A 26,413-nucleotide genomic window follows, 5' to 3' on the forward strand; every position below is an offset into this window, starting at 1 on the left:
ATGTTCTGGACGGCTGCCCCCGAAGCACCCTTGCCGAGATTGTCGAGAGCAGATCTTGTGACCTTAGCCGAACCTGTATCCGGAATAAGGCTTGCCGCGGAATTCACCACGGAAGATGTGCTTGCCGGCGTCGCGACCGGCGGCGCCGGCTGCGACGAACAGGGGTACGAGGTGGTCGTGGTCTGGAATGTGGCAGGCCTGTGCGTCCGGGTTCAGTTCCCACGTTGCAAGTCTTGCCGCCCTCTGATCCGGGTCCTCGATTGCTACCACATCGCTCAGCCAGTCGTCGAAGCGGATGGCTTGCTGTGTGTGCTCGGGGTTGTCGTGGAAGAACATCCGCATGTTGTGGTAGCTCATGCCGGAGCCGACAATCAGCACGCCCTCGTCACGCAGCGGCTCCAGAGCCTTGCCGATTGCCACATGGCTTGGAACGTCGAGCGTGTTCTTGAGCGACATCATCACGACAGGCACATCGGCATCTGGATAGGCGACCATCAGCGGGATGAATACGCCATGGTCATAGCCGCGCTTGGTATCCTCCGCAGCCGGAATGCCCGCGGCTTCGAGAAGCTGCTTTGCCCGGTGCGCCACATCGGGAGCGCCCGGAGCAGGGTAGGTGAGTTCATAGGTCTGGGGCGGAAAGCCATAATAATCATAGAGCATGCCGGGACGGCTGGCCGAGCTCAGGGTCGGCACCGGTTCTCCTTCCCAATGGCCGGACACCATGAGAATGGCTTTCGGCGTGCGGCCGACATCCCTCGGAAGCGATTTCAGGAAGTCCGAAAGATCCGCCCACGGCTTCTTGCCGTCCGGTCCCGCCGGAAACTGCATGAAGGGCCAGGGACCGCCGCCATGGGGGATGAAATAGACCGGAAAACGGGTGTCGCTCATTTCGCGCCTCATCTGTTGATGAAGCGGAATATAGCAACTTGATCAAGGGCAAACGATCCGTCGATCGGACGACGAATCGTTCACTCGGAATGAACAATCAAGCTGTCGTTCGTCAATTCTTGAGAACGTTTCTGCCCTGCCTCAGGCGGAAAGCATCAGGTCCATGTTCTGAACAGCTGCCCCGGAAGCACCCTTGCCGAGATTGTCGAGAACCGCGACGAGGTTGACATGCGGGCCGCCCTGCGTGCCGAACACGAAAAGCTTCATCGTGTCCTGACCCACCAGTTCCTCGGCGTCTATGCGAGCGAGTTTGGCGCTTTCCTCAAGCGAAACGACGCTGACGATATTCTGCCCGGCATAATGCGCGACAAGGGCTGCATGGATCGTCTCGATCGTCGTGCCTTCCTTCAGGTCGTCCAGGAAGAGCGGAACCTGCACAATCATACCCTGTGCAAAGCGGCCGACGGAAGGGGAAAACAGCGGGGCTCGGTCGAGCAGGCCGTGTGTCTTCATCTCCGGCACGTGCTTGTGCTTGAGGGGCAGGCCGTAGAGGAAATTGTTCGCCGAAATGGCGTCGGGCCGGCTCTGGTCTTCCATCTGGGCGATCATCTGTTTGCCGCCCCCGGTGTAACCGGAGATCGCGTTGATCGTGACCGGATAGCCATCAGGCAGGATGTCAGCAGCCCTAAGCGGCCGGATGAGGCCGATTGCACCGGTCGGGTAGCAGCCGGGGTTGGCGACGAAACGGGAGGAGCGGATCTTTTCCGTCTGCGCCTTGTCCATCTCCGCAAAACCGTAAGCCCAGTCCGGGGCGATACGGAAGGCCGTCGAGGTGTCGATGATCCGGACCTTGTTGTTGCCGGAAACCATCTGCACCGCTTCCCGCGAAGCATCATCGGGCAGGCAGAGAATGGCGACGTCCGCGCTGTTCAGCATGTCTTCCCGCATCGCCTGATTGCGCCGCTCCGCCTCTGGGATGGACAGCAGTTCGACGTCGCGGCGGCCGGCCATGCGGGTGCGGATCTGCAGTCCCGTGGTGCCGTGTTCGCCGTCGATGAAGATCTTCGCTGTCATTTTATCTTCCCCTGTCAGGAGGTTGGTGGATTTTCCGGAATCTGTTTCGGAGGATGCTGAATCAATATGTCAGGTGCGGATTGCGAGCCTTTCGGCATGCAGGCCGAGCATATACATCGCGACCGTCGCGCCTGCAATGGCGGTGATGTCGGCGTGATCATAGGCCGGAGCAACCTCGACGATATCTGAGCCGCGAATATCGAGTGGTCCGAGTTTACGCAGGACCGAGAGCATCTTGGCCGAGGAGGGGCCGCCAGCGACCGGCGTACCTGTCCCGGGGGCAAATGCCGGGTCGAGGCAGTCGATGTCGAAGGTGAGATAGCAGGGCTTCCTGCCGACATGGGCAAGGATGCGGTCGGCGATCGTCTGCGCGCCGAGGTCCTCGACCTCATAGCCGTGCAGGATGCGGATGCCGAAATCCTCCGGCGCGTGGGTCCGGATGCCGATCTGGATGGAATGGGTCGGGTCGATCACGCCTTCGCGTACGGCGCGGCAGACGAAGGAGCCGTGGTCGATCCGCTTGCCGTCGTCGTCCCAGGTATCCTGGTGCGCGTCGAAATGCACGAGTGCCAGCGGTCCATGCTTGGCGGCATGGGCCTTGAGAAGTGGCCAGGTGACGAAGTGATCGCCGCCAAGGCCGAGCAGATAAGCGCCGGAAGCGATGATCTTAGCGGCCTCTTTCTCGATCAGGCCGGGCGTTTTCTCGTGATTGCCATAGTCGAGCAGAACGTCGCCATAATCGACAACCGCCATTTTTTCGAAGAGGTCGCGGGAAAACGGATATTGCGGGTCGTTGTCGAAGATCGCGGAGGCGCGCCTGATCGCCTGCGGCCCGAAGCGGGCGCCAGGTCGGTTAGAGACGGCCGCGTCGAAGGGGATGCCGAGGACGGCGGCGTCGACATCCTTCAACGACTTCGAAAATTTGCGGCGCATGAAGGAGAGCGCGCCGGCATAGGTCGGGTCGGTCGCGGCGCCGCGAACGGCTTTGGCAGTAAAAGCGTTGTCGATCGATTTGCTCGCCATGTCTCTTGTCTTCGTCTCTTATTTGTAGTCGGCCTGAACATAGGTGATGGTCCGCGTTCCGCAAATCCGAAATGCTGAAGGATCGCCCCGAAACGAAAAAAGGCGGAGCCGAAGCCCCGCCTTGCATTCCGTTTCCGGATATCCAGCGATTAACGCTTGGAGAACTGGAACGAACGACGGGCCTTGGCCTTGCCGTACTTCTTGCGTTCGACAACGCGGCTGTCGCGGGTCAGGAAGCCACCCTTCTTCAGGATCGAGCGCAGGCCCGGTTCGAAGTAGGTGAGAGCCTTGGACAGACCGTGACGAACGGCACCGGCCTGACCGGAAAGACCACCGCCGGTAACGGTAGCGATGATGTCGAACTGACCGGTGCGGGCAGCAGCGACGATCGGCTGCTGCAGGATCATCTGCAGAACCGGACGGGCGAAGTAGGTCGTGAAGTCACGGCCGTTGACGATGATCTTGCCGGAACCCGGCTTTACCCATACACGGGCGACAGCGTTTTTGCGCTTGCCGGTAGCGTAGGAGCGGCCGAGGGAATCGACCTTGCGGACATGCGCCGGAGCGGCGGCCTGCTCGGTGGTGCCGAGGTCCTTCAGGGAAGAGAGGTCAGCCATTATCAGGCGCTCCTTACGTTCTTGCTGTTCAGCTTGGCCACGTCGAGGGCAACCGGCTGCTGGGCTTCATGGGGATGGTTGGAACCGGCATAAACGCGCAGGTTCTTCATCTGGCGACGGCCGAGCGGGCCACGCGGAACCATGCGTTCGACAGCCTTCTCGATGACGCGCTCCGGGAAGCGGCCTTCGATGATCTGGCGAGCCGTGCGCTCCTTGATGCCGCCCGGATAACCGGTGTGCCAGTAGTACTTCTTGTCGGAATACTTCTTGCCGGTCAGGGCGACCTTCTCGGCATTGATGACGATGACGTTGTCGCCGTCGTCAACGTGGGGGGTGTATGTGGCCTTGTGCTTGCCGCGCAGGCGCATGGCAATGAGGGAGGCGAGGCGACCGACAACGAGGCCTTCGGCATCGATGATGATCCACTTCTTCTCCACCTCGGCGGGCTTCTGAACGAAGGTAGACATGGTGTTATCTTTCCGTTTTGGACCCGTGCACCGTGCGGCGATCGGGCGTTTCTTGTTGCTTGGTTTCGTACATGCGATGCACGAAAAAAGAATGCGGTCCGGAGGGGCCGCAAACTTGAGCGGTGTATAAGCTGCGACCGAATTGCGGTCAATAGTATCGGATCTTCATGACGTGAAGAAAAGCGAAGCAAAAACAATAGCTTGTAATTGTGGTATTATTTTACCTCACATTCGGGCGAGCCTGGCCGCATCGAATCGAGGGTATTTCGGCTCTTTCAGCCCTTCGGCGGAATGGAATAGGTGGCGGTCGCCTGCGCGATCGGCTCGGAACTTCCATCCTGGGTAAGGATGGCGTCGATGACCGCCAGTCGCTTACCAAGTTTCAGGATGCTGCATCTGCAACTGATTGGCTGCGGCTTCGGCAGGCGAAGGAAGTTGATGTTGAGGCTGGTGGTAACGGCGAGTGCCACCGGACCGATATGGGCGAGCACTGCGGCGTAGGCGCAAACGTCGGAGAGCGCGAACATGGCCGGACCTGAAACCGTGCCGCCGGGTCGCAGATGCCGTTCCGACGGGTCGAAGGTCATCGTCACCGCTCCGGGCTCCACCGTTGTCACAGTGAACACGCGCCCGTCCGTGTGGATTTGCGGAAAATCTGTTTCCATGAAATGGTTGATTTCCTCGGCGGTCATGATCGGCTGCATGTCGGACGGTTCCTCCCTTGGTCCAAGGCTTCGATTTTCGATGGCGAAGCCAGCGGCATTTATGGCAGGCTTCCACGGATATGAAAACGAGAAGCCCGGGAGGTTGTCATGGCGGAAGTGGTGTCGTTCAAAAAGAATGCAGGCGAGGTGGGAGAGGGGCCGATATTGTCGGCTCTGTCGCACGGCGTGCTGCGCCTCACACTCCACAATCCGCCCGCCAATGCCCTGTCCATCGCCACCATGGAGGCCCTGACGGGGGCGCTGGAGACGGCGGGCAACGACCCTGAAGTGCGCGTTATCATCCTTGCCGCGTCAGGCAAGCTGTTCTCCGCCGGTCATGACCTGAAGGAAATGACGGCGCACCGGACGGATCCGGATCGCGGCCGGGCTTTCTTCGAAAAGACCATGCGGCTCTGCGCCGACCTGATGTTGAAGATCACGCATCTGCCGAAACCCGTGATTGCCGAGGTCGATGGACTTGCGACGGCAGCGGGCTGCCAACTCGTGGCCTCCTGCGATCTCGCCATCTGCACGGATACGGCGACCTTCTGCACGCCGGGCGTGAATATCGGCCTTTTCTGCTCGACGCCGATGGTCGCGGTTAGTCGCGCCGCGCATCGCAAGCAGGCCATGGAGATGCTGCTGACGGGCGAGACCATCGACGCATCCACCGCCAAGGATTTCGGTCTCGTCAATCGGATCGTGCCCAAGCAGTACCTCGCTCAGGTCGTGGACAAATATGCATCCGTGATCGCGTCCAAGTCACCGCTGATCCTTAAGATCGGCAAGGAAGCCTTTTATCGCCAGATCGATATGCCTCTGGAGGGAGCCTACGACTATGCGGCGCAGGTCATGGTCGAAAACATGCTTGCACGCGACGCGGCCGAAGGCATCGGCGCCTTTCTCAACAAGCGTCATCCGACCTGGACAGGGGAGTAATCCCATTCTTGCCGGAGAGTGTTTTCGTCCTCGAATGCATATGGTTGTAACTATCAATTATATATCAAAAAGATCACGATACGTACAATTGCAACTATGAGGCGATCCTAATATTGACGAAACCAATAGATGAACATAAATAGAACATATGGAGAATTTATCAGCGTGGGGAAATGTTCCTGTGACCATTGATCGCCGTATATCGTTGATTACGCTGGGCGTCGCTGATTTGGCGCGCAGCACCGCCTTCTACGAAAGGCTGGGGTGGAGCCGTTCGAGTGCTTCACAGGGAGCCATAACCTTCATCCAGCTCAAGGGGATCGTGCTTGCACTCTTTTCGCGAGCCGCTCTCGCCGAAGATGCGGGAGTGGAGAATACGCCCGTTGGCTTTTCCGGCGTCACGCTCGCCCACAATGTCTCGAACCCCCAGGAAGTCGATGCCGTCGTCGATTTCGCTATTTCCTGCGGTGCCACGCTAGTCAAAAAGCCTGAAAAGGTCTTCTGGGGTGGTTATTCCGGCTATTTCGCCGATCCCGACGGTCATCTCTGGGAGGTCGCTCATAATCCATTCGCTCCGCTGGATGAGCAAGGGCATCTCTCGCTGCCGGAACGATGAAGCCCTCATTCCTGAACAGATTGTATTTGACCTGTTGCTGCCAGATCTTCTTAAGGAAGGAGCTTTATACAAGGTGACGGGCGAGGGGATTGTTCGCAAGGCCGTATACGGCCGGGAGGAGATTTCCATGAGACATGATACCTATCCCGCAGCCTATCTAGCCGAAATTCTGAATAACGCGAGGACCGTAGCGATTCTTGGCGCGTCGTCCGATAACCGACGTCCCAGTTACTGGATTGGCGGTTTTCTGCTCGGCAAGGGCTATCGTGTCTTTCCGATCAATCCCAAATATGCCGGTCAGACCATCTTGGGGCAGCCGGTTTATGCGAGGCTTGCCGATGTTCCCGTTGCAATCGACATTGTCGATGTTTTCCGTCGGCCTGATCAGTTTGGAATGGTTGTCGAGGAAACCCTGAATCTGCCGGAATTACCGAGTGCCATATGGGGACAGCTCGGTGTCCGCGACGATAAGGCGGCGCGGCGGGCCGAAGCCGCCGGTATAAAGGTCGTGATGGACCGAGGGCTCGTTACCGAGTATCCGCTGGTCTACGAACTCCAGCACACAAGGTTGCCGCGTTCTGCGGCCTGAAAGGGGAGCCAATACAGAAGCGCCGCTGCGCGGGCTCTGATCAGAAACGAATCCACGGACGCCGGAACATGGAGTTTTCGTTGTCGTCAATCGGTTTGCAGGCCAGAACCGGGCAGCGCGGATTGTCGCGCGTTGGGACATACGCGCGTTCAGCGTAGTCCTGTTGGTCGCATTGGCTGTTGTCGTGCACGTAACGGTCGTAAAGAGTCATTCCAGCCACGCGCTTGGACGGATAGCGAAGGATGACCGCGCCTTGGCTCAATATGGCTGCGCGGGCCGCCTCGCATGTCATCGAAGGTGAGTTGTAGCGCGAAATTGCCAGCGCGGGCGATGAGGCGACGGTTGCGGCGACGGCCAATAAAACAAGCTTTTTCATCGATATGTCTCTCTTTGTTCCGGAGCGAGCGGGGGCGAATGAACGCGGCTCTCGCTCTTCCATCCCTTGTTGTTGGCTGGGCAAGTCCCATTTATCTCCTAGCTATAAAACGATAGCACATTCCGCCTGAAATCGCCACGAATGAGGATGTCGATGATCATGGACCACGACCGCTATGACGATGCTTATCTCACTGAGATCCTGCAGGGTACGAGAACAATAGCTCTTGTCGGCGCCTCGCCGAAGCCCGACCGGCCGAGTTACGGCGTTATGCGATTTTTGTTGTCCAGTGGTTATAAGGTGATCCCCGTCAACCCGGGACAGGCCGGAAAAGAAATCCTTGGCCAAAATACCGTGGCGCAACTGGCCGATATCGGCGAACCGATCGATATGATCGATGTTTTCCGCGCCTCCGAATATCTGGGCGAGGTGGTCGACGATGCGTTGGCGCTGGAAACTCGCCCGAAAGTGATCTGGTCTCAACTCGGTGTCAGGGACGACAGCGCGGCGGCAAGGGCGGAAGCGGCCGGGATCAAGGTTGTCATGAACCATTGCCCGGCCATCGAGATTCCGCGCCTCGGCCTTTGAGAAAGACCGGGACGCGCTGAGCGTCTTATGCGATCAGTAAATCCGGATTGGCGCGAAGCGCATTGAGATGTTCGGCATTGCCGCAATAATGGCCGAAATTCTCGGCTGCTGCACCTCGCGCCAGATCCTTGCGACATTCGCCCTTCGAGGCGCAATGAGAACACGTGATCTGCATATCGCGGAATTCGTTGCGCAACCGCAACTCCACTTCGGTCGGGTCGATGTTCAGCGCGCGCATCATCGCCAGCATTTCGTCGGCGGCGTGGGGACCAACCTTGGCAAGCTCGATCAGCTGATCCGGCGTGATTCCGCAATCATTGGCGATATTACGGATCGTCGAATCGTCGAGCGAAGCGATCATGTCGGCTTCGGCTGAGCTTTCCCAACTCTTGGCGAACCAGCCGGCCAGACGCGAAAAAACAGTTCTGGTAGCATCATTAACTGCAGTTTCCATCGAAACACCTCCATTTTGAGGCAATCCTGAGCCTCTGGCGATGTGGTCGCATTGACTTCGATCAATCCTGCGGGGCGCTCGCTTTCCGGCGTGACGAAAAAGCCGGCTGACAACCGAAGGCCAGACGTTATGATCCGCCCAACCAAATCAAGGGAGGTTACAATCATGACGACAGACAATCCGGGTTTTGCCACGCTGGCGGTTCATGCCGGAGCCCAGCCGGATCCAACGACGGGCGCGCGGATCACACCGATCTACCAGACCACGGCCTATGTCTTCAACGACGCCGACCATGCCGCGGCGCTGTTCGGGCTGAAGCAGTTCGGCAACATTTACACCCGCATCATGAACCCGACTCAGGCCGTGCTGGAAGAGCGTGTCGCGGCTCTGGAAGGGGGTACCGCGGCATTGGCGGTCGCCTCCGGGCACGCGGCCCAGATGCTGGTTTTCCATACGCTGATGCAGCCGGGCGACAATTTCGTTGCAGCAAAGAAGCTGTATGGCGGCTCAATCAACCAGTTCGGCCATGCCTTCCAGAACTTCGGCTGGCAGGTTCGCTGGGCCGATCCCGCCGATCCGGAAAGCTTCGCTGCCCAGATAGATGACCGCACGCGTGCCATCTTTATCGAAAGCCTTGCCAATCCGGGCGGCACCTTCGTCGATATCGCCGCAATCGCCGATGTCGCCCGCCACCACGGCCTGCCGCTGATCGTCGACAACACCATGGCGAGCCCCTATCTCGTTCGCCCCCTCGAGCATGGTGCGGATATCGTCGTCCATTCGGCAACGAAGTTCCTCGGCGGCCACGGCAATTCGATGGGCGGCATTATTGTGGATGGCGGCACGTTTGACTGGTCGCAGTCCGACAAGTTTCCGATGCTGTCGAGGCCGCGGCCGGAATATTCCGGCGTCGTCCTGCACCAGACCTTTGGCAATTTTGCCTTCGCGATCGCCTGCCGCGTGCTTGGCCTTCGCGACCTTGGTCCCGCAATCTCCCCGATGAATTCATTCCTGCTTCTCACCGGAATTGAAACGCTACCGCTGCGCATGCAGCGTCATTGCGAAAACGCCCTGCGGGTAGCGACCTGGCTGAAGCAGCACCCCAAGGTGGCGTGGGTGAATTACGCCGGCCTGCCTGACGATCCGAACCACGCGCTGCAGCAGCGTTATTCACCGAAGGGCGCCGGCGCCGTCTTTACTTTCGGCGTGAAGGGCGGCTATGCCGCGGGCAAGGCGCTTGTCGAGGGACTGCAGCTCTTCTCGCACCTTGCCAATATCGGCGACACCCGCTCGTTGGTCATTCATCCGGCCTCCACCACCCATGCCCAGCTTTCCGAGGAACAGCAGATTGCAGCCGGTGCTGGGCCGGATGTCGTGCGCCTGTCGGTCGGCATCGAGGATGCCGAGGATATTATCGGCGATCTTGAGCAGTCACTCGCCAAGGTCTGATCAAAGCAACCGCGCCGTAGCTCTGGGGCTGTGGCGTATCGGAGAACCAATGACGAATTCCCTGACATTCGACCTCACCGGCATCGAGCCGGAAGAGGGCGCACCCGCCGCCGACCAGATCATTGCCGGCGATCCTCGTTTCACCACTTGGAACATCGAGGATCGCGACGGTTCGCTCTTTTCCGGCGTCTGGCAGGCGACGCCGGGCAAGTGGAAGGTTTCCTACGACGAGTGGGAGTATTTCCATATCCATGAGGGCCATTCGATCCTCACCGAGGAAGGTTGCGAACCGATCCACCTGCGGGCGGGTGACCGGCTGATCGTGCGACCGGGCCTGAAGGGCACCTGGGAAGTCATCGAGACCACCCTCAAGGACTACGTCATCAAGCTCTGAGAGCTGAAACGAACAGGTCGCGCCGTCAGCGCAGCAGCATGCTGATCAGCGGCGCGGCCAGAACATTGACGAGGCCGACCAGTACCATCACGAGGCCGGCAATCGAGCCTTCTTCCGAGCCGATCTGGTGTGCCTTCGCCACGCCCGCCCCATGGGCGCCCATGCCGAAAAGAGCTCCGCGGGCAAGCGTCGAGCGGATAGGCAGGACGCGCAGCAGGGTTTCCCCCAAAGCCGCACCGCAGACCCCGGTGATGACCACGAAGATCGCGGTCAGATCCGGCACGCCGCCGATGTCCTGCGAAATGGTCATGGCGAAGGGCGTGCTGATCGAGCGTGGCAGAAGGCTGAGGCGCAACGCCCCGTCGATGCTGAGCAGGCTCGCAAGCGCCCATGCCGTCAGCATGGCTGTGGCGCTGCCGACGAACACGCCGAAAGCCAGTACCGGCCAGTAGCGCCGGATCGTATGGCGCTCCTCGAAGATCGGGATCGCGAAGGCGACCGTCACGGGGCCGAGCATAGCGACCAGCCAGTGGGTGGCGTGGATATATTCTGCATAATTGGCCCGCAGCAGCAGGGCGAGTGCAATCAGCGCCATCGGGGTCACGATCAGCGGCGAAAGCCAACTCTGCGGCCAGCGCCGGTAGATCGCCTTCGAGACGAGGTAGAAGAAGATGGTGGCCGCCGACCAGAAGGCGGTCAGCAGGGCGGGATTAGTGGCGAAGGGCACGGTCGCCTCCATGGGCGAGCATAAAGCGATAGCCGATATCGACGGCAATCGCGGTGGAAGCCATGACGGCGATTGTGCCGCCCAGAATGACCGCTAGAACCTTGAGGCCCAGAAGGCCGATGAATTCCTGATGGTCGAGGACGGCAAGAACCGCCGGAACGAAGAACAGCAACATTTCCGCAAGCAGCCAGCGGGCGCCGTTACGCATGCTGGCCGGACGCAGCCGGCCGCTCGCCAGAAGCATCAGCACCATCGCCATGCCGATGACGCCGCCGGGGATCGGCAGAGCCAGCAAACGGGTTATGGATTCTCCGGCCAGCCAGAAGGCTGCGATAATGGCGATCTGTACCAGACGGTTCGAGTGCAGTTGGCGGCGGGCGAGGAGAGTTATGTTGCGGGATGACATTTTCAGCACCTTGTGTGGTTGCTGGAAATATAGGCGTGGTCGTGCTATGAGCAAAATGAATTGATGTTATAGATATAAGTCGAAATTGGAATAGTTATGGAGATCCGCACCCTTCGCGCATTTGTTGAGGTCATCCGTCAGGGCGGCTTTTCCCAGGCGGCCCGGACTGTGTTCATCACCCAGTCTGCGGTGAGTAAGGCTGTCCGCCAGCTCGAGGAGGAGCTCGGGTTCGAGCTTATCGACCGCGCCGGCCACAAGGTTGCGCTAACGGATGCCGGCGAGATCGTGTTTCGCCGTGCGCAGACCATGCTCACCCTGCGTGAGGATCTTCTGGCCGAGCTTTCCGAACTCCGTGGTCTGCGCCGCGGACGCCTGCAGCTCGGGCTTCCGCCGATCGGCAGCGATGCGCTGTTTGCACCCCTCTTCGCCATCTACCGCAGCCGCCACCCGGAGGTGGAAATCCAGCTTGTCGAGCATGGCAGTCGCAAGCTGGAGGAACTGGTGATGGCAGGGGAGGTGGAGCTTGGCGCCTCGCTGCTGCCGGTGCCGGATCGTTTCGAATGGCAGGAGGTGACGCGCGAGCCGCTTCACGTCCTCATCCCGGAAGATCATCCGCTAGCAAAACAGGAGGGTGTTGCCCTTCATGACCTCCAGTCCATGCCATTCGTCCTGTTCGATGCCGGGTTCGCCCTCAATCCGATCATTCTGGACGCCTGCCGCGAGGCTGGATTTGATCCGGTGATCGCGGCCCGCAGCGGCCAGATCAACTTCATAGTCGAACTGGTTGGCGCGGGCCTCGGTATCGGCTTTCTGCCAAGGATGATCGCGGAACGGCGTGTTCGTCCGGGCGTCACCCATATTCCGGTGCATTCGCCGCAGATGGACTGGCATATGGCCTGGGTCTGGCGGCGTGGCGGCTATCTGTCCTTCGCGGCCAAGGCCTGGCTGGAACTTGCCCGTTCAGCCAGCATGCCGCCAGCGCCCTGATTGATCGCCTGTTGATGATTCCGGGCTGGCGTCCTTCTGTCGTTTTCGGCCTCTTTGATATTGGCAGTATTGCGTTTTGCCAATATACGGGTATATACCCGCAATATGACGAAATCCTCTTGCTACTGCATCACACTGCGCAACGCCTCACGACGCCTCACGTCGCTATATGACGAGGCGCTGGCTCCGCTTGGCATCAATGTCACGCAGTTTAGTCAGTTGAGAAACATAGGGCGAATGCAGCCGGTTTCTCTGACCGATCTCGGCAAGAGGATGGAGCTGGATCGTTCGACCGTCGGTCGCAACACCAAGATCCTTGAGCGTATGGGCCTCGTGACTGCCGCATCCGCTGAAGACCACAGGGAAAGTGCGCTGGTTTTGACTGGGGACGGGGAGGTTCTTCTGGGGCAGGCTTTGCCGATCTGGGAAGAGGTTCAGGCGCGCATCTCCAGGAGGTTGGGGCCTGGCGGCCTTGAGGAGATCGTGTCGGCGCTGGATATGGTCACTGAAGATAATTTAGCTAATTAACGAAATACGGAAATAACTTGCGTGCTTGCTCGACAGGCCGCGACCACAGGAGAACGACCTTGATCTCAGCCAGACTGGCCAACTACCTGGCGGCACGTAACATCCATTACGGATGGGTCGTCGCCGGGATTACCTTCCTCACCATGCTCGCGACCGCGGGGGCCATGGGATCGGCCGGTGTTCTGATCACGCCGCTCAGCCGTGAGTTCGGATGGACCACCGAAGAAATCTCCTCCGCCATGGCAATCCGCCTCGCGCTCTTCGGATTGCTCGGGCCGTTTGCCGCCGCCCTGATGAATCATTTCGGTATGCGCGCCGTGATCGGCGTGGCTCTCACGCTGATCGGCGGCGGCATTCTTCTCTCCTTCCGCATGACGGAACTCTGGGAAATGGTCGTGCTTTGGGGCATCGTCATCGGGGTCGGCACCGGCATGACGGCGCTCGTTCTCGGCGCAACCGTCGCCACCCGGTGGTTCCACGCGCGCCGTGGCGTGGTCGTCGGTCTGATGACGGTGAGCAACGCGACCGGCCAGCTCATCTTCCTGCCGTTGCTGGCAAGTCTCACGGAAGCCTATGGCTGGCGTGTCGCCCTGTCGCTCAATGTCGTGGTGCTGGCGCTTGCCATGGTGATTGTGCTGGCGTTGATGCGAAACTATCCTGCCGATCTCGGACTCGCGCCCTATGGCAGCCGTGAACTGCAGCCGGCCCCAATCCGCTCGGCGCGACTGTCGTCTCTTCTGGTGGCGCCGATTGCCGCCCTGCGTGAAGCCTCGGTGAAGCCGGTGTTCTGGATCCTGTTCTTCACCTTCTTCGTCTGTGGTCTTTCCACCAACGGCCTGATCCAGACGCACTGGATTTCGATCTGCGGCGATTATGGGGTGGCTGCCGTCAGTGCCGCCGGCATGCTGGCGATGATCGGTATCTTCGATTTCATCGGCACGCTCGGTGCCGGCTGGCTGTCCGACCGTTTCGACAATCGCTGGCTGCTCTTCTGGTTCTACGGCCTGCGTGGTCTTTCGCTGATTTTCCTGTCTGCCTCGGGCTTCGACTATGTAACGCTATCGATCTTTGCCGTCTTCTACGGTCTCGACTGGGTTGCTACTGTGCCGCCGACGGTCAAGCTCACAGTGGAGAATTTCGGTCGCGATAAGGCGAATATCGTCTTCGGCTGGATCTTTGCCGCCCACCAGCTAGGCGCCGCGACAGCCACGTTTGGAGCGGGCTACATCCGGACGGATTACGAGACCTTCCTGCCGGCCGTCTACATCGCCGGTTTCATGTGCCTGCTCGCTGCCCTGTCGGTTCTTTCGATCGGCAAGACCGTCCGTCGCGATACGGTCGTTCAGGCGGCAGAATGATCGCGTGGACTTCGCTCACCAGGCGAGGTCCAGCCGCTCCAGTCCGTGGAAGTGATAAACGTCCTTCACCTGTGGCGGAGCAGCGATCCGCATACCGGGCAGCCGCTGGAACAGCAGTGGCAGGACGATGTTGAGCTCGAGACGTGCGAGCGGTGCACCAATGCAGAAATGGATACCCGCGCCGAATGAGAGGTTCGGCGCCTCGTCGCGTTCCGGGCGGAAGGTCAGAGGATCCGTGAATTTCTCGGGATCGAGATTGGCGGCGGCGAGGATCATGCTCACCTTTTCACCGCGCTTGAACGACACGCCGTCGATTTCCGCCGGCTCCAGACAATAACGCTGGAAGATGTGGACCGGAGCGCAGATGCGGAGGGTCTCCTCGACGGTCCTTTCGGCCGCCTTCTCATCGCGAAACATTTCGGCAGGTGAGAGGCCGCTTTCGAGGATGACGCGCACCGAGTTGCCAATCTGGTGCACCGTTGCCTCATGGCCGGCATTCAGCAGCACGATCGTCGTCGAGATGAGCTCGTCCTCGGTGAGGTACTGACCCTTGTGTTCGGTGTGGATCATGTGGCTGAGGAGATCGTCCTGCGGATTGGCGCGACGCTCCGCGATCATGCTACGCACATAGTCGGCGAATTCCTGCGCCGAGCGATCGGCAGCTTCCTCGTCCGCGCGGGTGCGCTTGAACATGTACATGCCAACATAGTCGTGGGACCATTTGAGCAGCTGAGGCCCCATCTCCTCGGGAATGCCGATCATGCGGGCGATCATGGTCACCGGAATGATGTCGGCGAAGGTCGAGAGCAGTTCCGTCTGGCCATCCTTCTCGAAGGCGTCGATCAGCCGGTTGGCAAGCTCTTCGATTTCCGGCTTCATCTTCTCGACGTGCCGCGAGACAAAGGCGCGATTGACGAGCGTTCTCAGCCGGGTGTGCTCCGGCGGTTCCAATTCCAGAAGGGAATGCGCTTCCGCGGCGTCGAAATGGCGCGTGTGGGCGGCTGGGTCGGGCATGCCCAGTTCTTCGCGGGTGGCGATGTGCAGGATCTGTCGGCCGAAGCGCCGGTCGCGCAACAGCGCGTTCACGGTGTCGTAGCTGGTTACGAACCACTGCTTCTGTTCCTCCCAGAAAAAGGTCGGGCATTCGGCGTGCAGCGCCGCATAGACGCGATTCGGATCGGAATAGAAAGCCGGATTGCGGCCGTCGAGGCTGACACGGCGCGAAGCCTTGTCGATGGAAAGGAAGGAGAGGTCGGTCATGGGAAAAGTTCTCTAGCCAATCCGGAGCGTGGCCGGAAGGGGGCGTGTTCAGGAGCGGTAAAGATCCTGTTGCGAGGAGGCGACTGTCTGCAGCCGGCGCAATGCCGCGACCTGCCTGTCCGCCTGCTCATCGATGGCCTGTGGCGTGGATGAGGGAACGCATAGTACCTTCTCGCCAGTCAGCACGGCTGTACGGTTTCTTCCTCTGGCCTTCGCCTTGTAGAGAGCGCGGTCCGCGCCACTCATCAGGCGGTCGAAATCGGCCTCTGCAGCGGGCAGGGTGGCAATGCCGATGCTCGCCGTAGTGCGGATGATCTGGCCGCCGAAGGCGATCGGCTTGTCAGCGATGGTGCGGCGGATCGCCTCCGCTACTAGAACAGCGTCGTGCATGCTGGTGACATCGAGCAGGGCTGCAAATTCCTCGCCGCCGCTGCGGCCAAAACAGGCGTTAGAGGGCATCAGCGATCGGCAGGACTGCGTAAAGCTCGTCAGCACGGCGTTCCCGGCCTGGTGTCCGTGGCTGTCGTTGATCTTCTTGAAGCGGTCGAGGTCGAACACCAGCAATGCGACGTTCCGTTTCGCCTCGCCGGCGCGGCTGCGAATGGTTTCGAACTCGTCGAGCAGTCCTCGCCGGTTGAGGGCGCCGGTCAGCGGGTCTGTCAGTGCAAGCATTCGCAGCCTGTCGGCGGAGCGATCCATCAGGATTTTTGCCAGAACGGCGATGGAGCCCACGAAACCAACAATGCCAGCAATCCCCACCAGACCGCTGATCGAAATCTCCTTGAAGTTGGCGGGGTTGTTTATCGCTACAGCCACAGCAAACCCGAGATTCAGCAGCGCCTGTGTAAGCCAGATGCCAATCAGCGCCTTGCGATGGCGATCGGAGCTGAAGCGGGCGTTCGTCACCACGGCAGCCATCATCAGGTAGCCCGTCGCCGCAGCGACGTCATAAAGAGCCACCCGATAGGCGAAGGTTTCCCGCACGAGAGGCAGCAGATTTCCGGCGAGCCACATGAGGCTCGGGATCGCCGCGATGGAGAGCGGCGGGCGCTGATCGAGGTAGCGCACGCCAGACAGCCAGAAGCCGTAGGCCGAAAGCGCGGTAAAATTTGCGACCTGGATCGAGACGAAGTCGGGGATCTGTCCGCGGAAAGTGACGAGCACGATACCGGCGGCATGCGCCGCGAAGCCCAGCGCGAACATCAGGTAGTGTTTTTCGCCGCGCGCCCGCAACCAGACCACGGCCAGCAGCATCGCCAGCGTGCCGGCTTCTGTCGCCCAGAGAAGGAACGCCGTTTTGACATCGAGCACAGTGGTCGATCCTGAAGTGGTTTTTCGAGAATATGACGTCAAAGTGATGAAGACAGGTTAATCAGTTCCTACGAAAACGGCGATGCCATGGCCGTCCCCAGTTTTTCTGTCCCCGTATTGAACGTTACCGAACGTTCACCATATGAGCCGTTTCTTGTGAAGTGACTTCCCAGGCGTTCGGAAAGATTAGGCAATTTGCCGCAAAAGCCTTACGCCGACGGCAGAGACCAGCGCTTGACGATTAAGGATATCCGAAGCTCGCGTCTTGAAGTCGAGGGTGCGGACACTCTATGTAGGGATTGACAGATATTACGTGATTCCCGCCGCCCCAAGGTGTTCGGGGAACAGGCTGACAAAGGACGGACATGAGAAATCCAGTTGATACCGCCATGGCTCTGGTGCCGATGGTCGTGGAGCAGACCAATCGCGGCGAACGCTCCTACGACATCTTTTCCCGCCTGCTGAAGGAACGCATCATCTTCCTCACGGGGCCGGTGGAAGACACCATGGCTTCGCTCGTCTGCGCGCAATTGCTGTTTCTCGAGGCCGAGAACCCCAAGAAGGAAATCGCCCTCTACATCAATTCACCGGGCGGCGTCGTGACCGCCGGCATGGCAATCTATGACACCATGCAGTTCATTCGCCCCGCAGTCTCGACGCTTTGCATCGGTCAGGCGGCATCCATGGGCTCGCTTCTGCTCGCTGCCGGCGAGAAGGGCATGCGTTTTGCGACGCCGAATGCACGCATCATGGTTCACCAGCCCTCGGGCGGCTTCCAGGGCCAGGCTTCGGACATCGAACGCCATGCTCGTGACATCATCAAGATGAAGCGTCGCCTGAACGAAGTTTACGTAAAGCACACCGGCCGCACCTATGAAGAAGTCGAGCAGACGCTTGATCGTGACCACTTCATGGAAGCCGGCGAAGCGAAGGACTGGGGTCTGATCGACAAGATCCTGACCTCGCGTCAGGAAATCGAGGGCGTGCCGGCAGCCTGATGCTCCGTTGCGATATGATCACGACTGCAATGAACTGAAGCGGTCGTGATCACGTAAGGGGTTTAATCTGGCTGCGAAAGCGCTAATAGTAACTATTAAGGCTGTGTTGAATTTTTATGACATAGCTTGCGGTCTGTAGAGGTTTCGTTGCCGCCGGTCCTGGTTTGTGGGTCGCATGGGCCGGCTAGTACCTCTCAGGATCGAATGAGCCTGGGGTCGAAGGGCGATCAGCGCCGGGCGTAGAGAGTGACCGCCCTCCGTCGAGGCGGAGGGGCGGCGTGCTGGAAGGATGAAGATATGAGCAAGGTCAGCGGTAGCAACGGCGGTGACTCCAAGAATACCCTTTATTGTTCCTTCTGCGGCAAGAGCCAGCACGAGGTCCGCAAGCTGATTGCCGGCCCGACGGTGTTCATCTGCGATGAATGCGTCGAATTGTGCATGGACATCATCCGCGAGGAGAACAAGAGTTCCATGGTGAAGTCCCGTGACGGCGTTCCGACGCCGCAGGACATCATCAAGATCCTCGACGAATATGTGATCGGCCAGAAACAGGCCAAGAAGATCCTCTCCGTCGCGGTGCACAACCATTACAAGCGCCTCTCTCACGCCTCCAAGGGCGGTGAGGTCGAACTGGCGAAGTCGAACATTCTGCTCGTCGGCCCGACCGGCTGCGGCAAGACCTATCTTGCCCAGACGCTCGCGCGCATCATCGACGTGCCGTTCACCATGGCCGATGCCACGACACTGACCGAAGCCGGCTATGTCGGTGAGGACGTGGAAAACATCATCCTGAAGCTTCTGCAGGCGGCTGACTACAACGTCGAACGCGCCCAGCGCGGCATCGTCTACATCGACGAAGTGGACAAGATTTCCCGCAAGTCGGACAACCCGTCCATCACCCGCGACGTATCGGGCGAAGGCGTACAGCAGGCGCTCTTGAAGATCATGGAAGGCACGGTTGCTTCCGTGCCGCCTCAGGGCGGCCGCAAGCATCCGCAGCAGGAATTCCTGCAGGTCGACACGACGAACATCCTGTTCATCTGCGGCGGTGCTTTCGCAGGTCTCGACAAGATCATCTCGGCACGTGGCGAAAAGACCTCGATCGGCTTCGGTGCCACCGTGGCGTCTCCGGACGATCGGCGTGTCGGCGAAGTGCTGCGCGAACTGGAGCCGGAAGATCTGGTCAAGTTCGGCCTTATCCCGGAATTCATCGGTCGTCTGCCGGTTCTGGCGACGCTGGAAGACCTTGATGAGGATGCCCTCATCCAGATCCTGTCCGAGCCGAAGAACGCGCTCGTCAAGCAGTACCAGCGCCTGTTCGAGATGGAAGACGTCGAACTGACCTTCCACGAGGACGCACTGCGCGAGATCGCCCGCAAGGCTATTATCCGCAAGACCGGTGCCCGCGGCCTGCGCTCGATCATGGAAAAGATCCTGCTCGACACGATGTTCGAACTGCCGGAACTGGAGGGCGTTCGCGAAGTCGTTATTTCCGACGACGTCGTCAACGGAAATTCCCGGCCGCTCTACATCTATGCCGATCGCCAGGAGGAAAAGGCCAACGCCTCGGCCTGATCCGCGAAGGATTGAAATTGTGATGAAGGCCCGCCGTAGTGGCGGGCCTTTTTCGTTTTTGCGACTGTTTTCCAGTGTTGTTTTGATCCGTGGCCTCGGCCGCTACCGTAAATCGTTCATACGACAGTTTTCGCCGGCCACGGCTTGGGTTAGAAAAGAACGAAGTGCTTCGCTCGCGGCAGTTGCCGCAGATCGGATCGCCGGGCTGGCCGTTCGTCTCGCTTCAGGCCAGACCAACGGGTTATTTGTAGGTTCGGGCCACTGACTGTAATATCGTCGTCACAATCTCGGTGGCCGAGCACGGGCGGAAGGCTTGAATTCGCGTTCTGAGAACTCCATTTCTTGGAGGAGCAAGAAATATGCCTGTCGCCTTCGGGGTATGGCATTTGGTCCTGGGCTTGCCCGGGACGTCGGAAAGGAAGTGAAATGTCGAAAACGTCTGCAGCAAACGAGAGCAATATCTATCCCGTATTGCCTCTGCGCGACATCGTGGTTTTCCCACACATGATCGTGCCTTTGTTCGTCGGGCGCGAGAAGTCCATTCGCGCTCTCGAAGAGGTCATGGGCTCCGACAAGCAGATCATGCTGGCGACCCAGATCAACGCCGGCGATGACGATCCGGAACCCTCCGCCATTTACGAGGTCGGCACGGTCGCCAATGTTCTCCAGCTACTGAAGCTGCCGGACGGCACGGTGAAGGTGCTGATCGAGGGCAGGGCACGTGCCCGCATCGATACCTACACCGCGCGTGAAGAGTTCTACGAGGCGACGGCGCAGGTTCTCGCTGAGCCAGTCGAAGACGCTGTCGAAATCGAGGCTCTGTCCCGCTCGGTCGTGTCCGAGTTTGAGAACTACGTCAAGCTGAACAAGAAGATCTCGCCGGAAGTCGTAGGCGCCGCGAGCCAGATCGAGGACTACTCGAAGCTGGCCGATACGGTTGCATCGCACCTGTCGATCAAGATCACCGAGAAGCAGGAGATGCTTGAGACCGTCAGCGTCAAGCAGCGTCTCGAAAAGGCTCTCGGCTTCATGGAAGGCGAAATCTCCGTCCTTCAGGTCGAAAAGCGCATCCGCTCGCGCGTCAAGCGTCAGATGGAGAAGACCCAGCGCGAGTACTACCTGAACGAACAGATGAAGGCGATTCAGAAGGAACTCGGCGACGGCGAGGATGGTCGTGACGAGATGGCCGAGCTGGAAGAGCGCATCTCCAAGACCAAGCTTTCCAAGGAAGCCAAGGAAAAGGCCGATGCCGAACTGAAGAAGCTGCGCCACATGAGCCCCATGTCGGCGGAAGCGACGGTCGTTCGCAACTACCTCGACTGGCTGCTAGGCCTGCCCTGGGGCAAGAAGTCCAAGGTCAAGGTTGATCTGAATGCCGCCGAGAAGATCCTCGACGAGGATCATTTCGGTCTGGACAAGGTCAAGGAGCGCATCGTCGAATATCTCGCCGTTCAGGCTCGCGCGACCAAGATCAAGGGTCCGATCCTTTGCCTCGTCGGCCCTCCGGGCGTCGGCAAGACCTCGCTCGCCAAGTCGATCGCCAAGGCGACCGGCCGCGAATATGTCCGCATGGCGCTTGGCGGCGTGCGTGACGAGGCCGAGATCCGTGGTCACCGCCGCACCTATATCGGTTCGATGCCCGGCAAGATCGTGCAGTCGATGAAGAAGGCCAAGAAGTCCAACCCGCTCTTCCTGCTCGACGAGATCGACAAGATGGGCATGGATTTCCGTGGCGATCCGTCTTCGGCGCTGCTCGAGGTGCTGGATCCGGAACAGAACTCCACCTTCATGGACCACTACCTGGAAGTGGAATACGACCTGTCCAATGTGATGTTCGTCACCACGGCCAACACGCTGAACATTCCGGGTCCGCTGATGGACCGCATGGAGATCATCCGCATCGCCGGTTACACCGAGGATGAAAAGCGGGAAATCGCCAAGCGGCACCTGCTGCCCAAGGCCATCAAGGAACATGCGCTGCGTCCGGAAGAATTTTCGGTCAGCGACGATGCGTTGATGGCGGTGATCCAGCAGTACACCCGCGAAGCAGGTGTACGTTCCTTCGAGCGCGAATTGATGAAGCTCGCCCGCAAGGCGGTCACCGAGATCATCAAGGGCAAGGTGAAGTCAGTCGCCGTCACCGCCGAGAACATTCACGACTATCTCGGCGTGCCGCGCTTCCGGCATGGTGAAGCTGAAGGCGAAGATCAGGTCGGTATCGTTACCGGTCTGGCCTGGACCGAGGTGGGTGGCGAACTGCTGACCATCGAAGGCGTGATGATGCCGGGCAAGGGCCGCATGACGGTCACCGGCAACCTCAAGGACGTCATGAAGGAGTCGATTTCGGCTGCTGCATCCTATGTTCGCTCGCGGGCTGTGGATTTCGGCATCGAGCCGCCGCGGTTCGACAAGAGCGACATCCACGTGCACGTTCCGGAAGGTGCAACTCCGAAGGACGGTCCGTCCGCCGGTATTGCCATGGCGACCGCTATCGTGTCGATCATGACCGGTATCCCGGTTTCCAAGGATGTCGCCATGACGGGTGAAGTCACCCTGCGCGGTCGCGTCCTGCCGATCGGTGGCCTCAAGGAAAAGCTGCTTGCCGCTCTGCGCGGCGGCATCAAGAAGGTTCTGATCCCGGAAGAAAACGCCAAGGATCTGGCGGACATTCCGGACAACGTGAAGAACAACCTTGAGATCGTTCCGGTGTCGCGGATGGGCGAAGTCATCAAGCACGCTCTGGTTCGTGTACCTGAACCGATTGAATGGGACGGAACCGTTGAAACTCCGGCAATCGGCACTGTCGAAGGGTCCGACGAAACGGGCACTTCCATGGCGCATTGAGGTTCTTTTGCCTTAATCTTGCCAAATTGATACACCGAACGGAAAAAGGCTGGCATTTTTGCCAGCCTTTTTTGTGCAAACTCCCTGAAACGTCTTGTTTTCCGGGCGATTGCGGTGCTTTTCAGTTGCGTAGGGCAGATGCTTACGTATTGTCCGCCCGACTTATCCATTGAGTCGTTTCATACCAGTCAGAAAGGGTGGAAACATGAACAAGAACGAACTCGTATCCGCGGTCGCCGAAAAGGCCGGCCTCACCAAGGCCGATGCAGCTTCCGCCGTCGACGCCGTTTTCGAAACGGTTCAGGCAGAGCTGAAGACCGGCGGCGATGTTCGCCTCGCTGGCTTCGGTGCTTTCACCGTTGCTCGTCGCGAAGCCTCCAAGGGCCGCAACCCGTCGACCGGCGCTGAAGTCGATATCCCGGCTCGCAACGTTCCGAAGTTCACGGCCGGCAAGGGCCTGAAGGACGCCGTAAACAGCTAATCAGCTGGCTACCTTCGCTCGGATGGAGCGAAGGCTTGGCATCGCAATTTGAGCCCGGCCTCGTGCCGGGCTTTTCCGTTTCAGCGGCTTGCCTGCCGTGACGCGTTGACGTATCGATTTTTTGCGGACTTCCAAATGGAGGTTTGCATTCGTTCTCAGGGCGGGGTGAAAATCCCCACCGGCGGTAAGGGGTTCAGTTCCCAAGCCCGCGAGCGCCTTCGGAAGCCAAAGGCATCGGAAGGGTCAGCAGATCCGGTGCAACTCCGGAGCCGACGGTCATAGTCCGGATGAAAGAGAATGAGGTATCGGTTGCGTGCCTGCTTCGGATGGATGATCCGGGGTCTTGGCTCATGATCGGCTGTTGCCGTGTGCCCCGGCCTCGGCGCGGCAGGTGAGGGGAATGCCTTGTCGCTCCCCGCGCATTGTCCTCATGCGTCCTGATTTGTGTTGGTCTCTTTCTCAAAGGAAGAAAGACATGAATCAGAGCTTCCTTGCTCCTTATCGTTCCCGCGCAGTCGCTGGTGCGGCATTTATGGTGCTTGCAGGTATCGCATTCGCCATTCTCAACGTCGCTACCCAATGGCTGGCAATGACCCTTGGCTTCCCGGCGGTTTCCGCCGCCTTCTGGCAATATGCCTTTGCCCTCGTTTTCTCTCTGCCACTACTTTTCCGGCTTGGCCTCGGATCGTTGAAGACACGGTATCCCGGCCGTCATCTGGTGCGGGTTATACTCGCAGCACTTGGAGTACAGGCCTGGGTGATCGGTCTTGCTAGCGTGCCGATCTGGCAGGCCATCGCGCTGGTGATGACTTCGCCGTTTTTCATCATCGTCGGCGCACGCGTCTTCCTTGGCGAAACGGTTGGCCGCAATCGATGGCTGGCGACGCTCGCTGGCTTCTGCGGGGCGATGATTATCCTGCAGCCATGGTCGGATGCATTTTCTCCCACGGCCTTCCTGCCGGTGCTGTCGGCCCTGCTCTGGGGCGGGGCGTCCCTGATGATGAAGAACCTCACCGCTCATGAGAGGCCGGAGACGATTACGGTCTGGTTGCTTGTACTGCTGACACCGATCAATGCCGGCCTTGCCGCAGCCTCAGGCTTTGTTGTCCCCGGTGGAATGGTGCTGGCACTTCTGTTGCTGGCCGGTCTGTTGACCGTGGTCGGACAGCATTTCCTGACGCTTGCCTACAGCACCGTCGATGCGGCCTACGTGCAGCCATTCGACGACCTGAAGCTGCCACTCAACGTACTCGCGGGCTGGCTGGTCTTTGGCTATGCGCCCGCCGGATACCTCTGGCTCGGGGCAATCCTGATCCTCGGCGCCTCGCTTTTCCTGATGATTAGCGAGATGCGTCGGGAGCGGGAACCGTATGGGGAAGAGAAGGAAGAAGAGGGCGGTTCGCTGCCTTTGCCCCAATCCTGACAAAATTCGCCAGATGTCATGTGGGTGTCATGGACGTGACGCAAAAGCCTCCTGTTCCTTACTCATGGAAACAGGAGGCCTCCCCCATGAAGTATTCCATTTCCCGCGCCGCGTTGACGGCCGCGCTGCTGGCTTCTGTTGCGGCACCGGCCGCGGCTGACCAGGTTTTCAACCGTATCGCATCCTTCCCCGTCGCCACCAACCTGCCGGCCGACAAGGAGAAGCTCTCCACGACTTCGGCTGAAATCATCACGGCGACCGAAGACGGCAATACGCTGATCTATTCCGACAGTCCGCTCGGCGCGATCGGCTTTATCGACATCACCGACGCCAAGACTCCGAAGGCCGGCAGCGCGCTGATGATGGATGGCGAGCCGACCTCCGTCGCCGTCGTCGGTGCGAAGGCCCTTGTCGCCGTCAACACCTCGGAGAACAGGCAGAAGCCTTCCGGCAAGCTCGCCATCGTCGATGTCGCCTCCAAGAAGATCGACGCGACCTGCGATCTCGGCGGTCAGCCTGATTCTGTCGCGATTTCGCCGGATAAGACCTTCGCTGCCATCGCCATCGAAAACGAGCGTGACGAAGAGTTCAACGAAGGCAAGCTGCCGCAGATGCCGGCCGGCGATCTCGTCATCGTCTCGCTGAAGGACGGCGTTGCCGATTGCGCTTCGATCAAGCACGTCACGTTGACCGGTCTTGCCGAAATCGCGCCGGAAGATCCGGAACCTGAATTCGTCTCGATCAACAATCTCGGCGAAATCGGCCTGACGCTTCAGGAGAACAACCATATCGTCATCATCGACGGCAAGACCGGCGCAGTGAAGAACCACTTCTCGGCCGGCAAGGTCGATCTCGCAGGCATCGACACCAAGAGCGATGGCGCGCTGAAGTTCACCGGCAAGAAGGAAGGCGTCCTGCGCGAGCCCGACGCCCTGAAGTGGCTGGACGACAACCGTCTCGTGATCGCCAACGAAGGTGACTATGAAGGCGGTTCGCGCAGCTTCACCATTTTCGACAAAACCGGCAAGGAACTCTACGAGTCCGGCCCGTCTCTGGAACTCGCGATCGCCCAGATCGGTCACTTCCCGGACAAGCGCGCCAAGTCCAAGGGCGTCGAGCTCGAAGGCCTGGAAGCCGCAACCTTCAACGGCCAGAAGTACTTCTTCGTCCTTTCCGAGCGCGCCTCCATCGCTGCGGTCTACAAGGATACCGGTGCCGAGCCGGAACTCGTGCAGCTCCTGCCGTCCGGCGTTTCGCCGGAAGGCGCCGTTGCCATTCCCGGCCGCAACCTGCTGGCAACCGCCAACGAAGCAGATCTCGGTGAGGACGGCGGCCCGCGCTCGCATGTCATGATCTATGAACTTGCCGAAGGCACGCCCGCCTATCCGATGATCCGTTCCGACATCGTCGACGGCGCACCGATCGGCTGGGGCGCTCTCTCCGGTCTCGTTGGCGATGCCGAAAAGGCTGGTACGCTCTATGCGGTCAATGACAGCTTCTATTCTTCGCAGCCGACGATCTTCACGATCGACGCGACGCAGAAGCCGGCTGTCATCACGACGGCTCTGCCGGTCACCCGTGGCGGTGCCGCAGCCCAGAAGCTCGACATCGAAGGCATCACGCTGGATGGCAAGGGCGGCTTCTGGCTCGCTTCCGAAGGCGATCCGGCCAAGCTCGTCGGCCACGGCATCTACAATGTCGATGCCAAGGGCGAGATCAAGTCCGAGATCGGCTTCCCGGTCGAACTTCTCGCAGGACAGACCCGCTTCGGCCTAGAAGGCATCACCTCGATTGGCAAGGGCGACGAGCTGACGCTCTGGATGGCCGTTCAGCGCGAATGGAAGGACGACGAGAAGGGCACCGTCAAGCTCGTTTCCTACAAGCCGAAGGCCAAGGAATGGGGCGCCGTCAGCTATCCGCTCGACAAGGCTGAAGACGGCTGGGTCGGCCTTTCCGAAATCACCGCCCATGGCGACTACGTCTACATCGTCGAACGTGACAACCAGGTGGGCGACAACGCCAAGCTCAAGAAGCTCTACCGCGTTGCCATTGCCGACCTGAAGCCTGCAAAGCTCGGCGACAAGCTGCCACTGGTGAAGAAGGAAGAAGTCCATGATTTCATTCCGGACCTGAAGAACGCCACGAACGGCTATGTCGTCGACAAGCTGGAAGGCTTCGCCTTCGACGCCGCTGGCAAGGCCTTCGCCGTCACCGACAACGATGGCGTGGACGACAGCTCGGGAGAGACCCTGTTCTTCCCTGTCGATCTGAAGGGCACCAACTGATCCATCGGCATCGAAATGCGAAGAATCAGGAAGGCCGGGCGAATGATCG

The 26,413-nt window shown here is 59.7% G+C and carries 27 protein-coding genes and 1 riboswitch; of the genes, 15 read left to right on the forward strand and 12 right to left on the reverse strand.

Annotation, left to right across the window (positions count from 1 at the left end; translation table 11 throughout):
* Positions 1-63: 63 nt before the first annotated feature.
* The 6 genes from H4I99_RS19275 to H4I99_RS19300 all read right to left on the reverse strand — a co-directional run bounded on the left by H4I99_RS19275 (position 64) and on the right by H4I99_RS19300 (position 4,776).
* Positions 64-891, reverse strand: a complete 828-nt coding sequence (locus tag H4I99_RS19275) for a DODA-type extradiol aromatic ring-opening family dioxygenase (RefSeq protein WP_163904790.1) — start codon at positions 889-891, stop codon at positions 64-66.
* A gap of 141 nt (positions 892-1,032) precedes the next feature.
* Positions 1,033-1,965 (reverse strand): N-acetyl-gamma-glutamyl-phosphate reductase, encoded by a 933-nt coding sequence (gene argC, locus H4I99_RS19280; RefSeq protein ID WP_163904792.1) that lies wholly within the window; start codon positions 1,963-1,965, stop codon positions 1,033-1,035.
* 69 nt (positions 1,966-2,034) lie between these two features.
* The gene (gene speB / locus H4I99_RS19285; RefSeq protein ID WP_163904794.1) at positions 2,035-2,988 is read right to left on the reverse strand and encodes an agmatinase; all 954 of its coding nucleotides are present in this window, start codon (positions 2,986-2,988) and stop codon (positions 2,035-2,037) included.
* A 149-nt stretch (positions 2,989-3,137) separates the two neighbouring features.
* A complete protein-coding gene (rpsI, locus tag H4I99_RS19290; RefSeq protein WP_163904796.1) occupies positions 3,138-3,605 on the reverse strand; it encodes a 30S ribosomal protein S9 in 468 nt (155 codons plus the stop codon).
* Between the two features lie 2 nt (positions 3,606-3,607).
* Positions 3,608-4,072 (reverse strand): 50S ribosomal protein L13, encoded by a 465-nt coding sequence (rplM, locus tag H4I99_RS19295; protein WP_099057446.1) that lies wholly within the window; start codon positions 4,070-4,072, stop codon positions 3,608-3,610.
* Positions 4,073-4,347: 275 nt separating this feature from the next.
* Positions 4,348-4,776 carry a PaaI family thioesterase gene (locus H4I99_RS19300; RefSeq protein ID WP_163904798.1) on the reverse strand — a complete coding sequence of 143 codons (429 nt, stop codon included), beginning with the start codon at positions 4,774-4,776 and terminating at the stop codon, positions 4,348-4,350.
* A gap of 108 nt (positions 4,777-4,884) precedes the next feature.
* On the opposite strand from H4I99_RS19300, the gene H4I99_RS19305 reads away from it, so the two are divergent.
* From H4I99_RS19305 to H4I99_RS19315, 3 genes are all read left to right on the forward strand, one after another.
* Positions 4,885-5,715: an enoyl-CoA hydratase gene (locus tag H4I99_RS19305; RefSeq protein WP_163904800.1), complete on the forward strand. Its 831-nt coding sequence runs from the start codon at positions 4,885-4,887 to the stop codon at positions 5,713-5,715.
* A gap of 181 nt (positions 5,716-5,896) precedes the next feature.
* The gene (locus tag H4I99_RS19310; RefSeq protein WP_246225595.1) at positions 5,897-6,331 is read left to right on the forward strand and encodes a VOC family protein; all 435 of its coding nucleotides are present in this window, start codon (positions 5,897-5,899) and stop codon (positions 6,329-6,331) included.
* Between the two features lie 127 nt (positions 6,332-6,458).
* Positions 6,459-6,920 carry a CoA-binding protein gene (locus H4I99_RS19315; RefSeq protein WP_163906255.1) on the forward strand — a complete coding sequence of 154 codons (462 nt, stop codon included), beginning with the start codon at positions 6,459-6,461 and terminating at the stop codon, positions 6,918-6,920.
* A gap of 40 nt (positions 6,921-6,960) precedes the next feature.
* On the opposite strand, the gene H4I99_RS19320 is transcribed toward H4I99_RS19315, so the two are convergent.
* Positions 6,961-7,296, reverse strand: coding sequence for a DUF2242 domain-containing protein (locus H4I99_RS19320; protein ID WP_163904804.1), 336 nt, complete (start codon positions 7,294-7,296; stop codon positions 6,961-6,963).
* Positions 7,297-7,455: 159 nt separating this feature from the next.
* Here H4I99_RS19320 and H4I99_RS19325 point away from each other — a divergent pair, with 159 nt between their 5' ends.
* Positions 7,456-7,884, forward strand: a complete 429-nt coding sequence (locus H4I99_RS19325; protein ID WP_163904806.1) for a CoA-binding protein — start codon at positions 7,456-7,458, stop codon at positions 7,882-7,884.
* 25 nt (positions 7,885-7,909) lie between these two features.
* Here H4I99_RS19325 and H4I99_RS19330 read toward each other — a convergent pair whose 3' ends face one another.
* A complete protein-coding gene (locus H4I99_RS19330) occupies positions 7,910-8,338 on the reverse strand; it encodes a DUF6455 family protein (protein ID WP_163904808.1) in 429 nt (142 codons plus the stop codon).
* A 165-nt stretch (positions 8,339-8,503) separates the two neighbouring features.
* Here H4I99_RS19330 and H4I99_RS19335 point away from each other — a divergent pair, with 165 nt between their 5' ends.
* Both H4I99_RS19335 and H4I99_RS19340 read left to right on the forward strand, forming a co-directional pair.
* The gene (locus H4I99_RS19335; protein WP_163904810.1) at positions 8,504-9,787 is read left to right on the forward strand and encodes an O-acetylhomoserine aminocarboxypropyltransferase; all 1,284 of its coding nucleotides are present in this window, start codon (positions 8,504-8,506) and stop codon (positions 9,785-9,787) included.
* Between the two features lie 49 nt (positions 9,788-9,836).
* Positions 9,837-10,181: a cupin domain-containing protein gene (locus tag H4I99_RS19340; RefSeq protein ID WP_163904812.1), complete on the forward strand. Its 345-nt coding sequence runs from the start codon at positions 9,837-9,839 to the stop codon at positions 10,179-10,181.
* Between the two features lie 25 nt (positions 10,182-10,206).
* Here the strand turns inward: H4I99_RS19340 and H4I99_RS19345 are convergent, their stop codons facing one another.
* Both H4I99_RS19345 and H4I99_RS19350 read right to left on the reverse strand, forming a co-directional pair.
* Positions 10,207-10,920 carry an LrgB family protein gene (locus tag H4I99_RS19345; RefSeq protein WP_163904814.1) on the reverse strand — a complete coding sequence of 238 codons (714 nt, stop codon included), beginning with the start codon at positions 10,918-10,920 and terminating at the stop codon, positions 10,207-10,209.
* Positions 10,892-11,314 (reverse strand): CidA/LrgA family protein, encoded by a 423-nt coding sequence (locus H4I99_RS19350; protein ID WP_163904816.1) that lies wholly within the window; start codon positions 11,312-11,314, stop codon positions 10,892-10,894. Before H4I99_RS19350 ends, H4I99_RS19345 begins: the two co-directional genes overlap by 29 nt.
* Positions 11,315-11,410: 96 nt before the next feature.
* On the opposite strand from H4I99_RS19350, the gene H4I99_RS19355 reads away from it, so the two are divergent.
* From H4I99_RS19355 to H4I99_RS19365, 3 genes are all read left to right on the forward strand, one after another.
* On the forward strand, positions 11,411-12,301 hold the full coding sequence (locus tag H4I99_RS19355) for a LysR family transcriptional regulator (protein ID WP_163904818.1): 891 nt from the start codon (positions 11,411-11,413) through the stop codon (positions 12,299-12,301).
* A gap of 105 nt (positions 12,302-12,406) precedes the next feature.
* Positions 12,407-12,829, forward strand: coding sequence for a MarR family winged helix-turn-helix transcriptional regulator (locus H4I99_RS19360; protein ID WP_163904821.1), 423 nt, complete (start codon positions 12,407-12,409; stop codon positions 12,827-12,829).
* Between the two features lie 59 nt (positions 12,830-12,888).
* Positions 12,889-14,187: an MFS transporter gene (locus tag H4I99_RS19365; RefSeq protein WP_163904823.1), complete on the forward strand. Its 1,299-nt coding sequence runs from the start codon at positions 12,889-12,891 to the stop codon at positions 14,185-14,187.
* A 15-nt stretch (positions 14,188-14,202) separates the two neighbouring features.
* On the opposite strand, the gene H4I99_RS19370 is transcribed toward H4I99_RS19365, so the two are convergent.
* Positions 14,203-15,447 carry a cytochrome P450 gene (locus tag H4I99_RS19370; RefSeq protein ID WP_163904825.1) on the reverse strand — a complete coding sequence of 415 codons (1,245 nt, stop codon included), beginning with the start codon at positions 15,445-15,447 and terminating at the stop codon, positions 14,203-14,205.
* A gap of 48 nt (positions 15,448-15,495) precedes the next feature.
* Positions 15,496-16,758 carry a GGDEF domain-containing protein gene (locus tag H4I99_RS19375; protein WP_163904827.1) on the reverse strand — a complete coding sequence of 421 codons (1,263 nt, stop codon included), beginning with the start codon at positions 16,756-16,758 and terminating at the stop codon, positions 15,496-15,498.
* A 365-nt stretch (positions 16,759-17,123) separates the two neighbouring features.
* Here H4I99_RS19375 and clpP point away from each other — a divergent pair, with 365 nt between their 5' ends.
* The 6 genes from clpP to H4I99_RS19405 all read left to right on the forward strand — a co-directional run bounded on the left by clpP (position 17,124) and on the right by H4I99_RS19405 (position 26,364).
* A complete protein-coding gene (clpP, locus tag H4I99_RS19380; protein ID WP_163904828.1) occupies positions 17,124-17,756 on the forward strand; it encodes an ATP-dependent Clp endopeptidase proteolytic subunit ClpP in 633 nt (210 codons plus the stop codon).
* A gap of 297 nt (positions 17,757-18,053) precedes the next feature.
* The gene (gene clpX, locus H4I99_RS19385) at positions 18,054-19,331 is read left to right on the forward strand and encodes an ATP-dependent Clp protease ATP-binding subunit ClpX (protein WP_163904830.1); all 1,278 of its coding nucleotides are present in this window, start codon (positions 18,054-18,056) and stop codon (positions 19,329-19,331) included.
* Between the two features lie 426 nt (positions 19,332-19,757).
* Entirely contained in the window at positions 19,758-22,175 is a 2,418-nt protein-coding gene (gene lon, locus H4I99_RS19390; RefSeq protein WP_163904832.1) for an endopeptidase La, read from the forward strand.
* Positions 22,176-22,380: 205 nt separating this feature from the next.
* Positions 22,381-22,656: a DNA-binding protein HupB gene (hupB, locus tag H4I99_RS19395; protein WP_163904834.1), complete on the forward strand. Its 276-nt coding sequence runs from the start codon at positions 22,381-22,383 to the stop codon at positions 22,654-22,656.
* 147 nt (positions 22,657-22,803) lie between these two features.
* A riboswitch (FMN riboswitch) is annotated at positions 22,804-22,959 on the forward strand.
* 172 nt (positions 22,960-23,131) lie between these two features.
* Positions 23,132-24,079 (forward strand): DMT family transporter, encoded by a 948-nt coding sequence (locus tag H4I99_RS19400; protein ID WP_163904836.1) that lies wholly within the window; start codon positions 23,132-23,134, stop codon positions 24,077-24,079.
* Between the two features lie 86 nt (positions 24,080-24,165).
* Entirely contained in the window at positions 24,166-26,364 is a 2,199-nt protein-coding gene (locus tag H4I99_RS19405; RefSeq protein ID WP_163904838.1) for an esterase-like activity of phytase family protein, read from the forward strand.
* Positions 26,365-26,413 lie beyond the last annotated feature (49 nt).

Origin of the sequence: Paenirhizobium daejeonense, assembly GCF_014280875.1 — a bacterium.
Classification (GTDB): Bacteria; Pseudomonadota; Alphaproteobacteria; order Rhizobiales; family Rhizobiaceae; genus Allorhizobium; species Allorhizobium daejeonense.

Bases quoted from the DNA above. Each gene is read 5' to 3' on its own strand.
- H4I99_RS19330 (WP_163904808.1), bottom strand. From the start codon at position 8,338: ATGGAAACTGCAGTTAATGATGCTACCAGAACTGTTTTTTCGCGTCTG.
- H4I99_RS19305 (WP_163904800.1), top strand. From the start codon at position 4,885: ATGGCGGAAGTGGTGTCGTTCAAAAAGAATGCAGGCGAGGTGGGAGAG.
- H4I99_RS19335 (WP_163904810.1), top strand. From the start codon at position 8,504: ATGACGACAGACAATCCGGGTTTTGCCACGCTGGCGGTTCATGCCGGA.
- argC (WP_163904792.1), bottom strand. From the start codon at position 1,965: ATGACAGCGAAGATCTTCATCGACGGCGAACACGGCACCACGGGACTG.
- H4I99_RS19360 (WP_163904821.1), top strand. From the start codon at position 12,407: ATGACGAAATCCTCTTGCTACTGCATCACACTGCGCAACGCCTCACGA.
- H4I99_RS19340 (WP_163904812.1), top strand. From the start codon at position 9,837: ATGACGAATTCCCTGACATTCGACCTCACCGGCATCGAGCCGGAAGAG.
- H4I99_RS19405 (WP_163904838.1), top strand. From the start codon at position 24,166: ATGAAGTATTCCATTTCCCGCGCCGCGTTGACGGCCGCGCTGCTGGCT.
- H4I99_RS19315 (WP_163906255.1), top strand. From the start codon at position 6,459: ATGAGACATGATACCTATCCCGCAGCCTATCTAGCCGAAATTCTGAAT.
- hupB (WP_163904834.1), top strand. From the start codon at position 22,381: ATGAACAAGAACGAACTCGTATCCGCGGTCGCCGAAAAGGCCGGCCTC.
- H4I99_RS19350 (WP_163904816.1), bottom strand. From the start codon at position 11,314: ATGTCATCCCGCAACATAACTCTCCTCGCCCGCCGCCAACTGCACTCG.
- H4I99_RS19370 (WP_163904825.1), bottom strand. From the start codon at position 15,447: ATGACCGACCTCTCCTTCCTTTCCATCGACAAGGCTTCGCGCCGTGTC.
- H4I99_RS19345 (WP_163904814.1), bottom strand. From the start codon at position 10,920: ATGGAGGCGACCGTGCCCTTCGCCACTAATCCCGCCCTGCTGACCGCC.
- lon (WP_163904832.1), top strand. From the start codon at position 19,758: ATGTCGAAAACGTCTGCAGCAAACGAGAGCAATATCTATCCCGTATTG.
- clpP (WP_163904828.1), top strand. From the start codon at position 17,124: ATGAGAAATCCAGTTGATACCGCCATGGCTCTGGTGCCGATGGTCGTG.
- speB (WP_163904794.1), bottom strand. From the start codon at position 2,988: ATGGCGAGCAAATCGATCGACAACGCTTTTACTGCCAAAGCCGTTCGC.
- H4I99_RS19325 (WP_163904806.1), top strand. From the start codon at position 7,456: ATGGACCACGACCGCTATGACGATGCTTATCTCACTGAGATCCTGCAG.
- clpX (WP_163904830.1), top strand. From the start codon at position 18,054: ATGAGCAAGGTCAGCGGTAGCAACGGCGGTGACTCCAAGAATACCCTT.
- H4I99_RS19300 (WP_163904798.1), bottom strand. From the start codon at position 4,776: ATGCAGCCGATCATGACCGCCGAGGAAATCAACCATTTCATGGAAACA.
- rplM (WP_099057446.1), bottom strand. From the start codon at position 4,072: ATGTCTACCTTCGTTCAGAAGCCCGCCGAGGTGGAGAAGAAGTGGATC.
- H4I99_RS19320 (WP_163904804.1), bottom strand. From the start codon at position 7,296: ATGAAAAAGCTTGTTTTATTGGCCGTCGCCGCAACCGTCGCCTCATCG.
- rpsI (WP_163904796.1), bottom strand. From the start codon at position 3,605: ATGGCTGACCTCTCTTCCCTGAAGGACCTCGGCACCACCGAGCAGGCC.
- H4I99_RS19355 (WP_163904818.1), top strand. From the start codon at position 11,411: ATGGAGATCCGCACCCTTCGCGCATTTGTTGAGGTCATCCGTCAGGGC.
- H4I99_RS19275 (WP_163904790.1), bottom strand. From the start codon at position 891: ATGAGCGACACCCGTTTTCCGGTCTATTTCATCCCCCATGGCGGCGGT.
- H4I99_RS19400 (WP_163904836.1), top strand. From the start codon at position 23,132: ATGAATCAGAGCTTCCTTGCTCCTTATCGTTCCCGCGCAGTCGCTGGT.